Source organism: Citrobacter sp. wls829 (genome assembly GCF_005280825.1).
GTDB classification, from domain to species: domain Bacteria; phylum Pseudomonadota; class Gammaproteobacteria; order Enterobacterales; family Enterobacteriaceae; genus Citrobacter; species Citrobacter gillenii.
On record NZ_SZWP01000072.1, the window covers coordinates 40,497 to 58,467 of the forward strand.

Below are 17,971 nucleotides of genomic sequence, written 5' to 3' on the forward strand. Positions count from 1 at the left end.
AAATTATTCGTCTTCGTGGTGAGCGGATTGCTCTTTAACAATACGAACGAGATCCACACGATAGTCGTTCGCTTCGACAATGGTGATGCTTAGCGGTGCAACCTCAATCACATCGCCAACACGCGGAATGTGACCGTTAGCCGCGATAACCAGCCCCGCCACCGTCGCAATGTCTTCGTCTTCGTCCACCAGCGTATCAACGTCAAGCGCCTGCTGCAGAGCGTGCAGATCGGTACCGCCTTTAACCAGCCAGCCACCCGCATCGGCGATGATTTCCGGTGTTTCATCAGCATCCGGGAACTCACCGGCAATGGCTTCCAGAACATCCAGCGGGGTCACCAGACCCTGAACAACGCCAAATTCGTTGGTAACGATAACGAAGCTGCCCCGGGCACGACGCAACACGCCCAACAGATTAATCGGATCCAGCGTTTCTGGGACCACGATGGCCGGTGACGCTGAGGCAATTGCTGCCACATCTACGCCGTCTTCGAGGGCCACTAACAGTTCTTTTGCCCGCACGATACCGATAATTTCGTCCAGTTCACCACGACACACCGGGAACAGGCTGTGTGGGGAAGAGAGCAGCTGTTCACGAATTTCTGCCACGCTCAGATCTGCATCCACCCAGCTGATTTCGCCACGCGGCGTCATAATGCCGCGCAAAGAACGTGAGGCCAGCGACAGCACGCCGTTGATCATATAGCGTTCTTCTTCAACAAATGCCCCTTCCGGAACGGGTACCGGCACCGGGTTGTCAGACTCCATCTGCACACCGGCCTGACGTTTACCGCCCATCAGGCGCACAATGGCCTCGGCGGTACGTGCACGCAGCGGCAGCGTCGACTGGTGGCGAATAAAGTTACGACGAGCAATCTGATTAAACAGTTCGATAATAATCGAGAAGCCGATCGCAGCGTACAGATAACCTTTCGGAATGTGGAAGCCAAACCCTTCGGCTACCAGGCTCAAACCGATCATCAACAAGAAGCTCAGACACAGCACCACGACCGTCGGATGTTGGTTCACGAATCGCGTCAGTGGCTTGGACGCCAGCAGCATCACCGCCATCGCAATCACCACCGCCGCCATCATTACCGGCAGGTGGTTCACCATACCGACGGCTGTAATCACCGCATCCAGGGAGAAGACCGCATCGAGGATCACAATCTGCGTCACGACAACCCAAAAGCTCGCATAGCCTTTTGACTGGCCGGTATCATGCTCACGGTTTTCCAGCCGCTCATGCAGTTCGGTGGTAGCCTTGAACAACAGGAAGATACCTCCCAGCAGCATAATCAGGTCACGCCCCGAGAACGAATAGTCCATCACCGTGAACAGCGGTTTCGTCAGCGTCACCATCCACGAGATCACGGACAGCAGTGCCAAACGCATAATCAGCGCCAGCGACAACCCGATCAGACGCGCTTTATCCCGCTGTTTAGGCGGCAGCTTATCGGCCAGAATCGCAATAAAGACCAGGTTATCAATACCCAGAACAATTTCGAGAACAACAAGCGTGAGCAAACCCACCCAAATCTGCGGGTCCATTAAGAATTCCATGACAAGCTCCTGCTCAAAGAATGGCTAAACTGCGCCCTGGACATCTCAGGCGTTGAAGCAATATGCAGATAAAGTGTGTGGCAAAAAGTGCCAAACTGACAGGCGCTAAGCGGCCTCGAGGTGAAATGACGTCGGTGACGATCCATACGGTGGGCTACTGCCCTATACTCCTGATTAATTAAATATATGCTAAACATAACAGACACAACCGGTTTTTAGCAAAGATTTACCTTCCTTTGCAATAAGTTGTGTCGGAGATATTTTACTCTTCGAAATTTCTTTTAATCGGAAGTTAAATTACGGATCTTCATCACATAAATTATTTTTTTCGATATCTAAAATAATTCACGAAAATCATAGGTTTTTCATTGTAACCCTTATCTGAATCGATTCGCTTGCGGACGACGATTCAAAATACATCTCGTTGTCGATGTGTTAACGATAATAAAGGAGGTAGCAAGTGACCATTGCTATTGTAATAGGCACACATGGTTGGGCTGCAGAGCAGTTACTTAAAACAGCAGAAATGCTGTTAGGCGAGCAGGAAAACGTCGGCTGGATCGATTTCGTTCCAGGCGAAAATGCTGAAACGCTGATCGAAAAGTACAACGCTCAGTTGGCAAAACTCGATACCAGTAAAGGCGTGCTATTTCTCGTTGATACATGGGGAGGCAGCCCGTTCAACGCTGCGAGCCGCATTGTCGTCGACAAAGAGCATTACGAAGTGATCGCTGGCGTGAACATTCCCATGCTGGTCGAAACCTTTATGGCGCGTGATGACAACCCAAGCTTTGATGAATTAGTCGCACTGGCAGTAGAAACCGGTAGCGAAGGCGTGAAAGCGCTGAAAGCAAAACCGGTAGAAAAAGCCGCTCCGGCCCCAGTTGCTGCAGCAAAAGCAGCGGCACCGGCTAAACCGATGGGTCCGAACGATTATATGCACATCGGCCTCGCACGCATCGATGACCGCTTAATCCACGGTCAGGTAGCCACCCGCTGGACCAAAGAAACCAACGTCACGCGCATTATCGTCGTCAGCGATGAAGTTGCCGCAGATACGGTGCGTAAAACGCTGTTGACGCAGGTTGCGCCTCCAGGCGTAACGGCGCACGTGGTGGATGTCGCGAAAATGATCCGCGTCTACAACAACCCGAAATATGCAGGCGATCGTGTGATGCTGCTGTTCACCAACCCGACCGATGTTGAACGTGTCGTGGAAGGTGGCGTAAAAATCACCTCGGTAAACATTGGTGGCATGGCTTTCCGTCAGGGTAAAACGCAGGTTAACAACGCGATTTCCGTTGATGAAAAAGACATCGAAGCCTTCAAGAAACTCAACGCACGCGGCATTGAACTCGAAGCCCGTAAGGTTTCTACCGATCAGAAACTGAAAATGATGGATTTGATTGCCAAAGCGAAATAACCCGCTGGCATTTACTTAGTTTTCACACTTAAGTCTGTATAGCAATAGGAGAAGTACAATGGAGATTACCACTCTTCAGATTGTGCTGGTGTTCATCGTCGCATGTATCGCGGGTATGGAGTCGGTACTCGATGAATTTCAGTTCCACCGTCCGTTGGTGGCCTGTACGCTGATTGGCGCCGTTCTCGGGGACATGAAAACCGGTATTATCATCGGTGGTACCCTGGAAATGATAGCGCTGGGTTGGATGAACATCGGTGCCGCCGTTGCACCAGATGCCGCACTGGCCTCAATTATTTCTACCGTTCTGGTTATCGCAGGTCACCAAAGCATCGGTGCCGGTATCGCGCTGGCTATCCCGCTGGCAGCAGCTGGCCAGGTTCTGACTATCATCGTTCGTACCATCACCGTCGCCTTCCAGCACGCTGCGGATAAGGCGGCTGAGAGCGGCAACTTGACGGCGCTCTCCTGGCTGCATGTGTCCTCGCTGTTCCTGCAAGCAATGCGTATCGCGATCCCTGCGGTTATCGTGGCGATTTCTGTCGGCACCAGTGAAGTCCAGGGCCTGCTCAACGCCATCCCTGAAGTGGTCACCGGCGGCCTGAACATCGCGGGCGGTATGATCGTCGTCGTGGGTTATGCGATGGTCATCAACATGATGCGCGCAGGCTACCTGATGCCGTTCTTCTACCTCGGTTTCGTCACCGCGGCATTTACCAACTTTAACCTGGTTGCACTGGGTGTGATTGGCGCAGTTATGGCCATCCTCTACATTCAGCTGAGCCCGAAATATAACCGCGTAGCGGGTGCGCCAGCGCAAGCTGCTGGCAACAATGACCTTGATAACGAACTGGACTAGCAGGTGAGCGAAATGGTTGATATGACTAAAACTACCACCGAGAAAAAACTCACTCCGAGTGACATTCGTGGCGTGTTCCTTCGTTCTAACCTGTTCCAGGGTTCATGGAACTTCGAACGTATGCAGGCGCTGGGTTTTTGCTTCTCCATGATACCGGCAATTCGCCGTTTGTACCCGGAGAACAACGACGCGCGTAAGCAGGCTATTAAGCGTCACCTGGAATTCTTTAACACCCATCCTTATGTTGCGGCACCGGTTCTTGGCGTAACGCTGGCGATGGAAGAACAGCGTGCTAACGGTGCAGAGATTGACGATGGTGCCATCAACGGTATCAAAGTCGGTCTGATGGGTCCGCTGGCAGGCGTAGGTGACCCGATCTTCTGGGGTACCGTGCGTCCGGTATTTGCCGCCCTCGGTGCGGGTATCGCGATGAGTGGCAGCCTGCTAGGCCCACTGTTGTTCTTCATCTTGTTCAACGCGGTACGTCTGGCAACACGCTACTACGGTGTGGCCTACGGTTATCGTAAAGGTGTCGATATCGTTAAAGATATGGGCGGCGGCTTCCTACAGAAACTGACTGAGGGGGCGTCAATCCTCGGCCTGTTTGTCATGGGGGCCTTGGTGAATAAGTGGACGCACGTGAACATCCCGCTGGTGGTTTCCACCATCACCGGTCAGGATGGTCAGACTCGCGTAACCACCGTGCAGACCATCCTTGACCAGCTGATGCCGGGCCTGGTACCGCTGCTGCTGACCTTCGCCTGTATGTGGCTGCTGCGTAAGAAAGTGAACGCTCTGTGGATTATCGTTGGCTTCTTCGTCATCGGTATCGCGGGTTACGCTGTCGGCCTGCTCGGCCTGTAAGACTGCTATACCATACCGGGGGCTCTGCTCCCGGTTTTTCTATTTAGAGGGTTAAGGATTCATGACTATCACGGACCTGGTGCTGGTTCTTTTTATCCTGTCGCTGCTGGCGTTTGCCATCTACGATCAGTTCATCATGCCCCGCCGTAATGGCCCTACTCTGCTTGCTGTTCCCCTGCTGCCCCGTAGTCGTGTCGATAGCGTTATCTTCATTGGATTGATCGCGATTCTCATCTACAACAACGTCACCAGCCATGGGGCGCAATTCACTACCTGGTTATTGTGTGCGCTGATATTGATGGGAATATATTTGTTCTGGATCCGCACGCCAAAAATCATCTTTAAACAGAAAGGGTTTTTCTTCGCCAATGTTTGGGTGGAATATAGCCGGATTAAAGAGATGAATTTGTCGGAAGATGGCGTACTGGTGATGCAATTAGAACATCGGCGATTGCTGATCCGCGTACGAAATATAGACGACCTTGAGAGAATATATAAACTTCTCATATCAAATCAATGATATAGAAACATAGCCTGAACTATGTTATTTGTATATTGACGTATAACAAACATAGCACAGGCTATATTCACGTTCTCTTTTTGTTATTTAATTTAACGCATTATCGACAATTAAATCTAAATGAAAATCGTTTTCAATTAGAAGTCAAATAATATCCACCCGTTTCTTGTTTTATATTCTCAAAATATGTTAAGGTTGCGCCCGTCATTGGGGAGTAGCCGATTTCCAGACTCCGGAAATGTACGTGTCAACATACTCGTCGCAAGGCGTGGCGCGTACGGACTGTAAACATACAGTCAGGCGAGACCATAGACACATCAACTGCAATGCATGTCTCCTGAACTGCGTGTTTGGGCGTGCATGGTTACTGGGGGCAGTGATGTGTTTAATGGATACCCCGGTCAGGACGCTGTTATGAATCTCACCGCTACTGTTCTTCTCGCTTTCGGCATGTCGATGGATGCATTCGCCGCATCAATTGGTAAAGGTGCTACGCTACACAAACCTAAATTCTCTGAAGCTCTGCGCACTGGCTTAATTTTCGGCGCTGTCGAAACGCTGACCCCGCTGATTGGTTGGGGTATGGGCATGCTGGCGAGTAAATTCGTACTCGAGTGGAACCACTGGATTGCCTTCATCCTGCTGATTTTTCTCGGTGGACGAATGATAATCGAAGGTTTCCGTGATAACGGTGATGAAGATGAAGAGCCGCAGCGTCGCCACGGTTTCTGGCTGTTGGTGACCACCGCCATTGCCACCAGCCTCGATGCGATGGCCGTCGGCGTCGGTCTGGCTTTCCTGCAGGTGAACATTATTGCCACCGCGCTGGCTATCGGCTGCGCCACGCTAATTATGTCCACGCTGGGGATGATGATCGGCCGTTTTATCGGCCCCATGCTGGGTAAACGTGCTGAAATTCTCGGCGGGGTGGTGCTAATTGGTATCGGTGCCCAGATCCTCTGGGCACATTTCCACGGTTAATTCACACGCTGCCAGATATGAATACTAAAGTCTGTCTGGCAGTCAAATGTCGTTTTCCCCGCCAGCGTTTCCCAGACTTCCGGTTTTGCCCGCCAGGCAAAAGGCGTCATTTGCAGCAATGCCACAGCCTCGCTACCGCTAAGCTGCATCTGATAGCCCAACGCGATACTCTGCTGCAGAGCAAAGCCTTCCAGCTGTTCCGTGTGTGGCGCATGCAAACGCACCTCATCGTAAATCAGCCCTTTCAGCTCCATTAAATGGCGCGGGCCCGGCGTGGCCGTGATCACCCACCCACCCGGCTTCACCACGCGCGCCAGCTCCTGAGCTTTACAGGGGGCGTAGATCCTGACAATGGCATCCATTGAAGCATCAGCAAAAGGCAGCCGATGACTTGACGCAACACAAAATGTCACCTGCGGATAACGCCTTGCTGCGGCCTTGATCGCCACCTTCGAGACATCCAGACCAAAGGTCACACTTCCTGCCAGCGCATCGGCAAACGCGTGCGTGTAATACCCTTCCCCACAGCCGATATCGAGAATCGCCGCGTCACCTGGCGTTAACGTTTCCTGGAGAACATTCACAATCGCCTCACGCAGCGGCTGATAGTGGCCGGCATCGAGAAATTCCCGACGTGCCTGCATCATTTCCGCACTGTCACCTGGATCGCGTGAGCGTTTGTGTTGAACAGGCAGTAAGTTGACATACCCTTCTTTCGCCACATCAAACTGATGCCGCCCAGGGCAGGCAAAACTGTTGTTATCTTGAGTAAGAGGCTGATGGCAAAGGGGACAGGAAAACAACATGACAACTCCGGCAGATGGCTTCAGGGCGCAAGTGTAACGCGAATTGCGCCCAGGGAAAATAACTTACAGCGCCGGAGAGACGTCGTTATTACCGTGCATTACCAGCAAGTGTTCCGAGTCAGCGGGCATGCCATCCGGTTTAACGTTTTCCAGACGCAGCACATCCCCCATTATCTGACTAAAGACGGGGGCCGATACGGCACCACCGTAATACGCCCCATTTTGCGGGTTGTTGATAACCACCACCAGCGCAAACTTCGGATCGCTTGCCGGAGCCACGCCCGCCGTGTATGCCACGTATTTATCGACATATTTGCCGTCATCGCCAATTTTCTTTGCCGTCCCGGTTTTTACCGCCACGCGATAATCTCGTACCGCAGCCTTTGTTCCCCCGCCGCCGGGCAGCGCAACGCTTTCCATCATATGCTCAACCTGATGAACTAACGCCTCAGACATGACGCGTCGGCCTATTACCGGCGGATCGATACGGGTGATGGACAGCGGTCGATAGATGCCAAAACTGCCAATGGTGGCGTAAACGTGCGCCAACTGTAGCGGCGTGACCATTAATCCGTAGCCGAAGGCAAAGGTTGCGCGATCCAAACTGCTCCAGTAACGTCTCTGAGGCATTAAGCCGCTGCTTTCGCCAGTCAACCCTAGACCAGTCGGTTCGCCAAAACCAAAGCTCTTGTAGGTGTCCAACAATCGCTGAATGGGCATAGCTAATGATAAATGTGACACGCCGGTATCGCTCGATTTTTGCAAAATACCCGTCAGCGACAACTCAGGATAATAGCCAACATCGCGAATACGGTGCCCGTCAAGATTAAAGGGGTGGGTATCAATCACGCTGTCGGGCTGTACAATTCCCTGTTGCAGGGCAGTCATAAGCACCAACGGCTTAACGGTAGATCCTGGCTCAAAGGTATCGCTGATCGCGCGGTTACGAAAATCGTCCAGCACCGCACCGTCGCGGTTATTGGGGTTGAAATCCGGGAAACTCGCCATCGACAATATTTCCCCAGTGGCGATGTTGATCAGTACCGCCGCCCCTGACTCGGCTTTATTCCACGTCACGGCATTGTCCAGCGCATCCTCGGTGACCGTCTGCAAGCGTTCATCGATGCTGAGCTGCAACTCATGTGCGGGCACCGGCATCACTTCCGTGATGTTCTCAATCACATGACCAAATTTGTCTTTACGCACCAACCGCGAGCCGGGTTTGCCCATCAACTGGCTATTGAAACTTTTCTCTACCCCTTCAATACCCTGGCCATCAATATTGGTAAAGCCAATCAAATTCGCGGCAACGTGGCCAGCGGGATAGAAACGACGGGACTCTTCGCGAAGATTAATCCCCGGAAGATTCAGGTTATCAACCCACTGCGCCTGTTGGGGTGAAATCTGGCGCGCCAAGTAGATAAACCGTCCGGCGGGGTTACTATTAACGCGTTCCGCCAGTGCGCTAAGCGACAAATTCAACGTTTTTGCCAACGCTTGCCAGCGCTCGTTATACCCGACACCACCTTTGCTAATAATCGTCTTAGGATCGGCCCAGACAGCATTAACCGGTACGCTCACCGCCAACGGTCGCCCTTCTCTGTCGGTAATCATTCCACGCGGTGATGCTGTCGTTACTTCACGTAATGAGCGCATGTCCTCCTGCTTCACCAGACTGGTCGGCGTGACGATTTGCAACCACGCAACCCTGCCAAGGAGCAGCCCCAGACTCAATAAAATTGCCGCGCAAAGCAGGGCAAAACGTACGGGAGTAAAATTGCGTGCATCGCCGTCGTTTTTCTTTTTCACCTGTTCTCCAGCAAGATAGTTTTTCAGGTGACTGATTTAACGAGAATTAGCGACAGAAAGCGGGGAAAAGAATGCTACGAATATCACGCCTTTGCAACAAAGCGCTAATGGGACGGCATTTTGAAATACTTTGACGTAATCTGAATTAAAAAGCCCCGCAAATGCGAGGCTTTATATCTGAAATTGCTGCGCCTGAGCGCTTCAAATCAGTGGTTTCGATCAGATAGCTGTTACGTTAACAGCAGCCGGACCTTTCTGGCCGTCCTGAATTTCGAACTCAACGTTCTGGCCTTCAGCCAGAGTTTTGAAGCCGTTACCCTGGATTGCAGAGAAGTGTACGAACACATCTTTGCTGCCATCAGCAGGAGTAATGAAACCAAAACCTTTAGACTCGTTGAACCACTTAACTTGACCTTTAATCTTTGCCATTTGCAAAATTCCTTAGAGTATTTTCTTCGCCCGCAGGCATAACATAGATAAAACTGAGACATTACTGCTTGAGGCACTAATATAAGGTTCGGCAGAGAAGCGGTATTCAACGTCAACGTGTTTACTCAGGACTTCTTTACTGAAAATGCCACACATAAACAGAACTGTACCTCGTTTAACCCAAAACGTGTTATCACATACAACGATAATAATGGCAAGCCATTTTTAAACGTGTCTCGATCGGTCGCACAAATCCCGAAGTTCATCTCACGACAACTGCACAGTTATGCGCCAGACCGAGTCTGGATATATTCTCACCGCTCCCGCCCTGCCCCGGCTGGCATACGCAGCAGCCGCGACATGTCTACCATAGCTCACCTTGTGAGGTTGTTCCAGACTCACTGATGCACCGTGTGCTGAATATCATTTTTTATGCTTAGTAATGCATAATTTGTCACAACGGTAAAAATGAGATCCGTCTTCTGGTTTTGCAGAAAAATAATGAAAGAATGATGACAAAGCACAAAAAAAGTAAGAGAAACGTTTCGCTGATAATAAAAACGATCACTATCACAAAAATGGCATAATCATATTATTAACGTATGGGTAATTATATTTAACACCACCTACAGGCACAGAATTAATCGGCCAACATGAATTGATGGAAGAACGTTATCGACAGTTCACCGCGCGAACCGCGTGGAGGTCGCAGAAGAAAATGATATGACAGGGTTAACGACAGGATGGAATATCTGAGAACAGCGTCATCAGACGCCCACCCTGTCTTTCAGTTGACTAACGTTCTGCTACCAGGCGAATGATACTTTCATCTTCATCCTGGTTTTTCACTGCAGGTTCTGCGGCTTTTTCAGGTTCGTTAGCTTCACAAAGACGACGAAGCAATGCGTTCTGTCGTTTTTGTTGATCTAACAACGCTTCAAGTAACTCGATCTGCTCATTAGTTCGTGAGCTTGCCCGATTGATGAAGAACCACAGCACAAGCCCGATAACCAGAACCACCACCGATACCACTAAAGACGCAAAACTTAGCGCGCCAGAGTTCAAAACTTCGTTCATTTTACCACCTCAATGTAGACAGCGTAGTTTACCACTGCCGCACAAGAAGGTAATCAACTGTTGCTAAAATGCGCTTACCAGGGAATAAATTTATTGATGGCACAAATTCCGTTGAAAAATTGTACGTCCTGATCGCACATGATGTTGAACACCTGCGCCCACATCAGTATGCATACCAGTACGACAATGATCAGCACCACCCACCGAATTTTTTTCACTCCAACTCCACTCTCCGAATCCACATCTTATGCGACTAAATTATCATGCGTTACCTAAACCCAACGTTAACCTTAGCGGCATAAATATTTTTAGGAATGATTCACTTGTTTCATTCAGTGTACAAGCTAATCTTATAATAACGAGAAAAGATAAGAGGTTGTAATGCGTCTGATTATTCGCGCAATTGTATTGCTGGCTCTGGTTTGGATTGGTTTATTACTGAGTGGCTATGGCGTGCTGATAGGGAGTAAGGAGAACGCAGCAGGACTGGGTCTGCAATGCAAGTACCTGACGGCACGGGGCACCAGCACCGCACAGTACGTACATACCAGCAGCGGTATCATCGGCTTGTCGGACTGTCCCCTGTTAAGGAAAAGCACCGTCATTGTCGATAACGGTTAATATTGAAGCAAGAAAATTACCTGTTATTGGTGTCGGCTTGTATTAATTTTGCTCATTTAAAAAGCCCCGGTACAAAATACCTGGGGCTTTTGACCTATTGCGTATAAATCAAATCAGAATGGATAATCGTTATAACCCATTTGTTCTGAAATTTTTCGCGCAGCCGTGTGCAGCATTTCGACATATTCGTGTAAACGCTCTTCAGAAAAACGCAGAGTCGGGAATGAAATACTCAAACCTGCGATGACCACACCGAAACGATCAAAGACCGGAACGCCGATGCAGCGCAGTCCTTCTTCCTGCTCTTCGTTGTCTTCACCGTAGCCTTGCTCACGCACTTTATCCAGCAGCAGCAGCAACTCATCAGTGCTGGTGATCGTACGGTCGGTGCTGCGTTTGTATTCCACGCCTTCAAGAATCTGTTTTACTTCGTCACGGTCACGCCATGCCAGCAGTACTTTACCGATCGCCGTGCTGTATAACGGGTTACGACGTCCTACGCGAGAATACATGCGTAAATTGTACATCGAGTCGATTTTATGGATGTAGACAATGCTGTCTTCGTCCAGCGCACCGAGGTGGACCGTCTCTTTAGTTAAACGCGACAGTTCACGCATCTGAATATCAGCGCTACGGATCAGATCGACGTTTTGCAACGCGCGAGCGCCCAGTTCAAACAGTTTCAGGGTCAGAGAGTATTTCTCAGACTCACCTTCCTGTGCCACATAACCCAGCGTTTTCATGGTCTGTAAAAAGCGATAAACGGTGCTTTTAGACATCATGACGCGTTGCGACAATTCGGTTATACCAATTTCGCGCTCTTCACCCAGCGCCTGCAGAATGCCAAAAACCTTCAGCACGGAAGAAACAGAATCGGGTTGTTTATCCAGATCTGCGATAGCCATTTATCACCTCATTACGAGTGTTTTATAAAAATCAGAACCGGTTTTTATTATAATTTCACGTACCGATGCTCGCAATCCATCTTTGCCCACTTAGTTACAAATCTGCGACATAACACCTGAATATCAATGCTAAAATTATTATTCTCATCATAATTTCCGACAATTTTGACTTCCTATGGATAAATTTCAGGCCGATGGCCTGCCGCTGCCCCAACGATATGGCGCAATATTAACCATTATTATGGGTATTTCGATGGCCGTACTGGATGGTGCAATTGCCAATGTTGCCCTGCCGACGATTGCCGCCGATCTTCAGGCCTCCCCCGCCAGTTCAATTTGGGTCGTTAATGCCTATCAAATTGCGATAGTGGTTTCACTACTCTCATTTTCTTTTTTGGGCGACATGTTTGGCTACCGACGTATTTATAAATGCGGACTGGTCGTTTTTCTGCTCGCATCTCTCTTCTGCGCATTATCAGATTCCCTGCAGATGCTCACGCTGGCGCGCGTGGCACAAGGGTTTGGCGGAGCCGCATTAATGAGCGTGAATACGGCGCTGATCCGGCTTATTTACCCTCAACGCCAACTGGGGCGCGGAATGGGTATTAATTCATTCATCGTGGCGGTCTCGTCTGCTGCAGGTCCGACTATTGCCGCGGCGATCCTCTCCATTGCCTCATGGAAATGGTTGTTTTTGATTAACGTACCGCTTGGGATTATTGCTCTACTGCTGGCTATGCGCTTTTTGCCCGCAAACGCTGCACGCAGCAATAAACCCCGTTTTGATTTACCCAGCGCGGTGATGAATGCGTTAACGTTCGGTTTGCTGATAACTGCACTCAGTGGGTTTGCCCAGGGACAGTCACTCACACTAATCGGGGCTGAACTGGCGGGACTGATCGTGGTGGGATATTTCTTTGTCCGTCGACAGCTGTCACTACCGGTACCGCTGTTACCGGTTGATCTGCTACGCATACCACTTTTTTCGCTCTCCATCGGCACCTCGATCTGTTCATTCTGCGCGCAAATGTTGGCCATGGTCTCTCTCCCCTTCTTTTTACAAACCGTGTTGGGTCGTAGTGAAGTTGAAACAGGTCTGTTGTTGACCCCATGGCCGCTGGCCACCATGGTTATGGCACCGCTGGCGGGTTACCTGATTGAGCGCGTCCACGCCGGGCTTTTAGGGGCATTAGGCATGGTGGTGATGGCATGCGGGTTATTTTCTCTGGTGTTGCTGCCCTCCGCCCCGTCGGACTTCAATATTATCTGGCCGATGATCCTGTGCGGTGCTGGCTTTGGTCTGTTCCAGTCACCAAACAACCATACCATCATCACTTCCGCGCCGCGTGAACGCAGCGGTGGCGCAAGCGGGATGCTGGGAACGGCGCGTTTACTGGGACAAAGCACCGGTGCCGCGTTAGTGGCGTTGATGTTGAATCAGTTTGGCGACAGCGGTACCCACATGTCTCTGCTGGCGGCTGGCATTCTGGCGACGCTTGCCGCTATTGTCAGCGGACTGCGGATCACCCAACCTCGGATTCAGGCGTAAAAAAAGCGCGTCTAACGACGCGCTTCTTCATTATTTAACCTGCTGCGGGTTATTTCAGGTATTCCCCACTGCGCAGCGCTTCAATACGCTTATCCAGCGGCGGGTGAGTCATAAACAGCTCACTCAGCGACTTAGATTTACCGTTGATGCAGAAGGCCATCATGCTGGTTGCTTCCTGCGGCTCATAGCTAGTTTTCAGCCGCTGCAACGCAGCAATCATTTTCTCACGACCCACCAGTTTGGCAGAGCCTGCATCCGCATGGAATTCACGATGACGTGAGAACCACATGGTAATAATGCTCGCCAGAATACCAAACACCAGCTCCAGCACCGTCGCTACCGCGAAATAGATTAGCGGGTTGCCGTTGCTACCCTCACCTTCTTCACGGTTTCCGCCCATAAAGCCGGCGGCGAGTTGCGCCAGAATACGTGAGATAAAGATAACAAAGGTGTTCACCACGCCCTGGATCAGCGTCATGGTAACCATATCGCCATTGGCAATGTGGCTAATTTCATGTGCGATAACGGCTTCGGCTTCATCGGGACTCATGTTTTGCAACAAGCCGGTGCTGACAGCCACCAGCGACGCATCCCGGCGAGCACCGGTCGCAAACGCGTTAATATCTGGCGCATGGTAAATAGCCACCTGCGGCATAGCGATCCCAGCCTGACGAGCCTGAGTTGCTACAGTATTCATCAGCCAGCGTTCTCTTTCATTACGGGGCTGTTCAATTACTTCCCCACCAACGGACTTTAACGCCATCCATTTGGACATCAGCAGCGAAATAAAGGAACCACCAAAACCAAACAGCAGAGCCATAATCAACAAGCCTTGAACGCTGCTTGACTGAATCCCTGTCAGGCTCAATACCAGCCCGAAAACGACCATCACAGCCAGGTTCGTCAGCAGGAAGAGCGCGATTCGCATCATAATTTTCTTTTAACCTCAATTTAACAAAACGCACTATGCGATTACCCATATCGTATGGGTCTTACGGCTATTTTCAAGCATGCATACGTGCTAAGTCAGTAGAAAGACACAACTTTACATTTTACCGTATCAGACTGACGACTTCATACGCTTGTTAAAAAAACAGGCACAATTTCTTGTGCCTGTTGGATATTACTGTTTGGTCGCAGACTGTTCCGCTGGCTTGTCTTTTTCAAGACGCGCCAGGTCGAGCGCGATTTTCACCGTCTCATCGAGATACGGATCCGGCTCCTGGTAATCCTTCGGCAGATCGTCCAGTTTCTTCAGCGGCGGTTTACCTTCACGCTTCAAGCGATCGTTGATACGCGCCAGACGCAGGGCGTCATCTTCGTTATTCTCTTTCTCACGCTGAGCGTAATTCAGAGATGCGATGTTGCGCTTATCTTTCAGGGCATTGAAACGAGCAATATCCTTCATGATGTACTGGAACTCAGGATCTTTAACGATACGCGCATTATGTTCTTTCAGTAATTCAGGACCAAACGGCGTTAAATTATCTGACTTCGCATAGGTTGCAGCATCAACGCTATCCCACGGTAAGGCGTTATCTTCGAACTTCTCACCGGTTTCAGTTTCTTCATTGCCTGTCGGCATGATGATATCCGGCGTCACGCCCTTACGTTGCGTGCTGCCACCGTTAACACGGTAGAATTTCTGGATAGTGTACTGAACGGAACCCAACGCTGGCCATTCCGGACGCAGCATCTGATCGTAGATACGGTTCAGAGAACGGTACTGCTGCACGGTGCCTTTACCAAAGGTCGGTTCCCCGACGATTAACGCACGGCCGTAATCCTGCATTGCCGCGGCAAAAATCTCAGAAGCAGAAGCACTGAAACGGTCAACCAGCACCACCAGCGGGCCTTTATAGTAAACAACGCCGTCGGTATCACTGTCTTCGCGCACTTTACCGTTATTGTCGCGAACCTGAACAACAGGGCCAGAAGGAATAAACAGACCGGAAAGCGATACGGCTTCGGTCAGTGCACCACCACCGTTAGTGCGCAAATCGATGATCACGCTGCTGACATTCTGTTTTTCCAGCTTCTGCAGCTGAACTTTAACGTCATCCGTCAAGCCAACGTAGAAACCGGGAATATCGAGCACACCGACTTTTTCTTTGCCAACGGTTTTGACCGACATTTTAACAGCACGGTCTTCCAGACGAATACGTTCACGCGTTAGCGTAACGGTACGCGTCTTGGTGCCTTTACCGGCAGGCAGGATTTCAAGGCGAACCTTGCTACCCTTTGGTCCTTTGATCAGCGCGACAACGTCATCGAGACGCCAGCCAATCACATCAACGACGCCTTTACCAGCCTGGCCGACGCCAACAATACGATCGCCTACGCTTATCGCCTTGCTTTTGGCTGCCGGACCACCCGCTACCATTGAATTAATAACGGTATAGTCATCATCCATTTGCAGAACCGCGCCAATACCTTCCAGAGACAGGCTCATTTCGGTATTGAACTGTTCGGTATTCCGCGGAGACAGGTAGTTGGTATGCGGATCGATTTCACGCGCAAACGCCGTCATCGCCAGTGAGAACACATCTTCACTGTTAGTCTGCGCCAGACGGCGAATAGCAAATTTGTAACGACGGGTCAGCGTTTCACGAATTTCAGCATCGGTTTTACCGGTCAGTTTCAGGCTAAGTTCATCGAATTTAACCTTACCGTCCCACAATGCGTTTAGCTCGGCTTCGCTTTTTGGCCATGGGGCCTTGCTGCGATCGAGGTTAAACGTGTCGTTACCGGTGAAATCCATTGGACGCGCCAGCACGCTTAACGCGTACTGGTAACGTTCAAACCGGCGCTTTTGCGCCAGATTGTAGAGATCGTAAAAGACATCCAGCTTGCCCGTGCGCAGTTCATCACCGATGACGGTTTTCTTTTTAGCAAACTGCTCTATATCGCTCGCTAACAGCACGTTATGGCTGTAGTCGAGCAGATTCAGATAGCGGTCAAAAATTTTTGCCGAAAACGCCTGATCCAGATCGAACTGGCGATAATGAGAACGCGTAAAACGCGATGTGACACGTTCGCTCACCGTCGCGTGCTGCGTTTCTTCCTTCAGTATGGGGAGTTGATCGGCACGCGTGATGTCTTCCACAGCGAGTGCCTGGCCTGCTAATGCAAGCAGACCAGCTAACGCAGTAAGCCTAAAAAAAGTGTTCATGCCAGGCCAGGCCTCCGTTTCAGAACACCAAGTGTTCTGCGCGTACAATCAAAGACATACCCGAATTCAGCTGTACACGGACGCCATCTTTGGTGATTTCTAATACGGTGGCATCCATCGCATTATTACCTGCTTTCACCTTTAAAGACTGCCCTACCTTCAGCACTGAAATATCAGACACTGGGGTATGCTGTTCTTCGCGAGGAGCACGCGGTGCTTGAGCTGCCGGTTTTTCAGCGCGAGGTTTACGCTCTGCACCTTCTTTACGACGCGGAGCAGGACGCGGCTTACGCTCGCGACGCGGTGCGCCGTCTTTTTCACCCGCAGCAGCTGCCGCTTCGCGTTTTTTCGCCTGTTGCTCGGCACGTTGCGCCTGAACGCGGGCTTTTGCTTCTTCAAGCTGTTTGCGCGCATGTTCGACGTGTTGCTCATCCAGCTCACCACATGGGTTGCCGTCGAGATCGACACGCGTTGCGCCCAGCTTAACGCCATACAGATAGCGCCAGCTTGAAGTGTAGAGACGTAAGGCAGAACGAAGCTGTGTCTTGCTGAGGTTCATTTCACCCTCAACACGCTCTACCAGATCCTGAAAAATGCCAATTTTCAGCGGGCGCGCTTCGCCTTCCGCACTAAAACATTGCGGGAAGCGTTCGGCCAGAAACGCGATAACTTCTTTACTGCTATTCAACTTAGGTTGATTTTCCATGAAATTTCCTGATTACAACGGACGTAGCCAACAAGCGCAGGCATGAACAGGCGTCATTATAATGACGTCATCAGTAATTGCTACGTTATCCGTTGATTATCCTGCGACGGTCGCAAAGAATTTTTTGTAATCCGTCATTGCAAGCACGGTTTCAAGCTGTGCCACAAGCGTACGCAGCCCCTGTTCATCCTCTTCAGTAAAGCGGCCAAACGCTGTGCTATCAATATCCAGCACGCCGATTATCTGATTTTCAACCATGATTGGCAGGACGATTTCAGCATTGCTGGCGGCATCGCAAGCAATGTGCCCGTCAAAGGTGTGAACGTCTTCAATGCGCTGAACCTGGTTCTGCGCCACCGCTGTACCACACACGCCACGCCCAACAGGGATACGCACACAGGCGATCTTTCCCTGGAAGGGACCGAGCACCAGCGTGTCGTTTTCGAGCAGATAAAAACCAGCCCAGTTCACTTCTGAAAGACGTTCGTACAACAAGGCGCTGGTATTTGCCAACGTTGCCAGAAAACTGGTTTCACCTGCCATCAATGCGCGAAAATCACGGTTCAGATCCGTGTATAGCTCTATTTTGTTCATTATGTAATCACTTAGTTGTCTTACTTAAAACTGCAGCCTACTAAAATAAACATTAAATGCGTTAATGCTCAAGATCATTCCCGTCATGGGTTA

General features: G+C 50.5%; 20 protein-coding genes and 1 riboswitch. Of the genes, 7 read left to right on the plus strand and 13 right to left on the minus strand.

Annotated elements, in window-relative coordinates; all coding sequences use genetic code 11:
- Positions 1-3 precede the first annotated feature (3 nt).
- Together yoaE and FDW88_RS22840 are read right to left on the minus strand one after the other, a co-directional pair.
- Positions 4-1,563, minus strand: coding sequence for a CNNM family cation transport protein YoaE (gene yoaE, locus FDW88_RS15935; RefSeq protein ID WP_096756712.1), 1,560 nt, complete (start codon positions 1,561-1,563; stop codon positions 4-6).
- Entirely contained in the window at positions 1,551-1,760 is a 210-nt protein-coding gene (locus tag FDW88_RS22840) for a hypothetical protein (protein WP_115258243.1), read from the minus strand. Before FDW88_RS22840 ends, yoaE begins: the two co-directional genes overlap by 13 nt.
- Positions 1,761-2,023: 263 nt before the next feature.
- Here FDW88_RS22840 and manX point away from each other — a divergent pair, with 263 nt between their 5' ends.
- The 5 genes from manX to mntP all read left to right on the plus strand — a co-directional run bounded on the left by manX (position 2,024) and on the right by mntP (position 6,210).
- Positions 2,024-2,986, plus strand: a complete 963-nt coding sequence (gene manX, locus FDW88_RS15940; RefSeq protein WP_096756710.1) for a PTS mannose transporter subunit IIAB — start codon at positions 2,024-2,026, stop codon at positions 2,984-2,986.
- 58 nt (positions 2,987-3,044) lie between these two features.
- Positions 3,045-3,845, plus strand: coding sequence for a PTS mannose/fructose/sorbose transporter subunit IIC (locus FDW88_RS15945; protein ID WP_096756709.1), 801 nt, complete (start codon positions 3,045-3,047; stop codon positions 3,843-3,845).
- A 12-nt stretch (positions 3,846-3,857) separates the two neighbouring features.
- Complete coding sequence (locus FDW88_RS15950; RefSeq protein WP_096756708.1) at positions 3,858-4,709, plus strand: PTS mannose transporter subunit IID; 852 nt, start codon at positions 3,858-3,860, stop codon at positions 4,707-4,709.
- Between the two features lie 61 nt (positions 4,710-4,770).
- Positions 4,771-5,229, plus strand: coding sequence for a DUF986 family protein (locus FDW88_RS15955; RefSeq protein ID WP_115258242.1), 459 nt, complete (start codon positions 4,771-4,773; stop codon positions 5,227-5,229).
- A gap of 197 nt (positions 5,230-5,426) precedes the next feature.
- A riboswitch (yybP-ykoY riboswitch) is annotated at positions 5,427-5,527 on the plus strand.
- Between the two features lie 116 nt (positions 5,528-5,643).
- Positions 5,644-6,210, plus strand: a complete 567-nt coding sequence (gene mntP / locus FDW88_RS15960; RefSeq protein ID WP_020996621.1) for a manganese efflux pump MntP — start codon at positions 5,644-5,646, stop codon at positions 6,208-6,210.
- On the opposite strand, the gene rlmA is transcribed toward mntP, so the two are convergent.
- From rlmA to mgrB, 6 genes are all read right to left on the minus strand, one after another.
- Positions 6,207-7,016 carry a 23S rRNA (guanine(745)-N(1))-methyltransferase gene (gene rlmA, locus FDW88_RS15965; protein ID WP_115258241.1) on the minus strand — a complete coding sequence of 270 codons (810 nt, stop codon included), beginning with the start codon at positions 7,014-7,016 and terminating at the stop codon, positions 6,207-6,209. The two genes, mntP and rlmA, sit on opposite strands and share 4 nt — an antisense overlap.
- Positions 7,017-7,079: 63 nt before the next feature.
- Positions 7,080-8,825, minus strand: coding sequence for a peptidoglycan glycosyltransferase FtsI (gene ftsI, locus FDW88_RS15970; protein ID WP_096756705.1), 1,746 nt, complete (start codon positions 8,823-8,825; stop codon positions 7,080-7,082).
- A gap of 219 nt (positions 8,826-9,044) precedes the next feature.
- A complete protein-coding gene (gene cspE / locus FDW88_RS15975) occupies positions 9,045-9,254 on the minus strand; it encodes a transcription antiterminator/RNA stability regulator CspE (RefSeq protein ID WP_001062678.1) in 210 nt (69 codons plus the stop codon).
- A gap of 12 nt (positions 9,255-9,266) precedes the next feature.
- Positions 9,267-9,410, minus strand: coding sequence for a DUF2627 domain-containing protein (locus FDW88_RS15980; RefSeq protein ID WP_003034983.1), 144 nt, complete (start codon positions 9,408-9,410; stop codon positions 9,267-9,269).
- Positions 9,411-10,049: 639 nt separating this feature from the next.
- The gene (locus tag FDW88_RS15985; protein WP_117342933.1) at positions 10,050-10,331 is read right to left on the minus strand and encodes a YebO family protein; all 282 of its coding nucleotides are present in this window, start codon (positions 10,329-10,331) and stop codon (positions 10,050-10,052) included.
- A 74-nt stretch (positions 10,332-10,405) separates the two neighbouring features.
- Positions 10,406-10,549: a PhoP/PhoQ regulator MgrB gene (gene mgrB, locus FDW88_RS15990; protein ID WP_115258239.1), complete on the minus strand. Its 144-nt coding sequence runs from the start codon at positions 10,547-10,549 to the stop codon at positions 10,406-10,408.
- 163 nt (positions 10,550-10,712) lie between these two features.
- Between mgrB and FDW88_RS15995 the strand changes: the two genes are divergently transcribed.
- Positions 10,713-10,952 carry a YobH family protein gene (locus tag FDW88_RS15995; RefSeq protein ID WP_096756702.1) on the plus strand — a complete coding sequence of 80 codons (240 nt, stop codon included), beginning with the start codon at positions 10,713-10,715 and terminating at the stop codon, positions 10,950-10,952.
- 113 nt (positions 10,953-11,065) lie between these two features.
- Here FDW88_RS15995 and kdgR read toward each other — a convergent pair whose 3' ends face one another.
- Positions 11,066-11,857: a DNA-binding transcriptional regulator KdgR gene (gene kdgR / locus FDW88_RS16000; RefSeq protein WP_096756701.1), complete on the minus strand. Its 792-nt coding sequence runs from the start codon at positions 11,855-11,857 to the stop codon at positions 11,066-11,068.
- A gap of 175 nt (positions 11,858-12,032) precedes the next feature.
- On the opposite strand from kdgR, the gene FDW88_RS16005 reads away from it, so the two are divergent.
- Positions 12,033-13,406, plus strand: coding sequence for an MFS transporter (locus FDW88_RS16005; protein ID WP_137362928.1), 1,374 nt, complete (start codon positions 12,033-12,035; stop codon positions 13,404-13,406).
- A gap of 49 nt (positions 13,407-13,455) precedes the next feature.
- Here the strand turns inward: FDW88_RS16005 and htpX are convergent, their stop codons facing one another.
- The 4 genes from htpX to FDW88_RS16025 all read right to left on the minus strand — a co-directional run bounded on the left by htpX (position 13,456) and on the right by FDW88_RS16025 (position 17,878).
- Positions 13,456-14,337 (minus strand): protease HtpX, encoded by an 882-nt coding sequence (htpX, locus tag FDW88_RS16010; RefSeq protein ID WP_096756699.1) that lies wholly within the window; start codon positions 14,335-14,337, stop codon positions 13,456-13,458.
- A gap of 192 nt (positions 14,338-14,529) precedes the next feature.
- Entirely contained in the window at positions 14,530-16,578 is a 2,049-nt protein-coding gene (prc, locus tag FDW88_RS16015) for a carboxy terminal-processing peptidase (RefSeq protein WP_096756698.1), read from the minus strand.
- A 19-nt stretch (positions 16,579-16,597) separates the two neighbouring features.
- On the minus strand, positions 16,598-17,284 hold the full coding sequence (gene proQ / locus FDW88_RS16020) for an RNA chaperone ProQ (RefSeq protein WP_096756697.1): 687 nt from the start codon (positions 17,282-17,284) through the stop codon (positions 16,598-16,600).
- Positions 17,285-17,380: 96 nt separating this feature from the next.
- Positions 17,381-17,878 carry a GAF domain-containing protein gene (locus tag FDW88_RS16025; RefSeq protein ID WP_137362929.1) on the minus strand — a complete coding sequence of 166 codons (498 nt, stop codon included), beginning with the start codon at positions 17,876-17,878 and terminating at the stop codon, positions 17,381-17,383.
- Between the last annotated feature and the right edge of the window lie 93 nt (positions 17,879-17,971).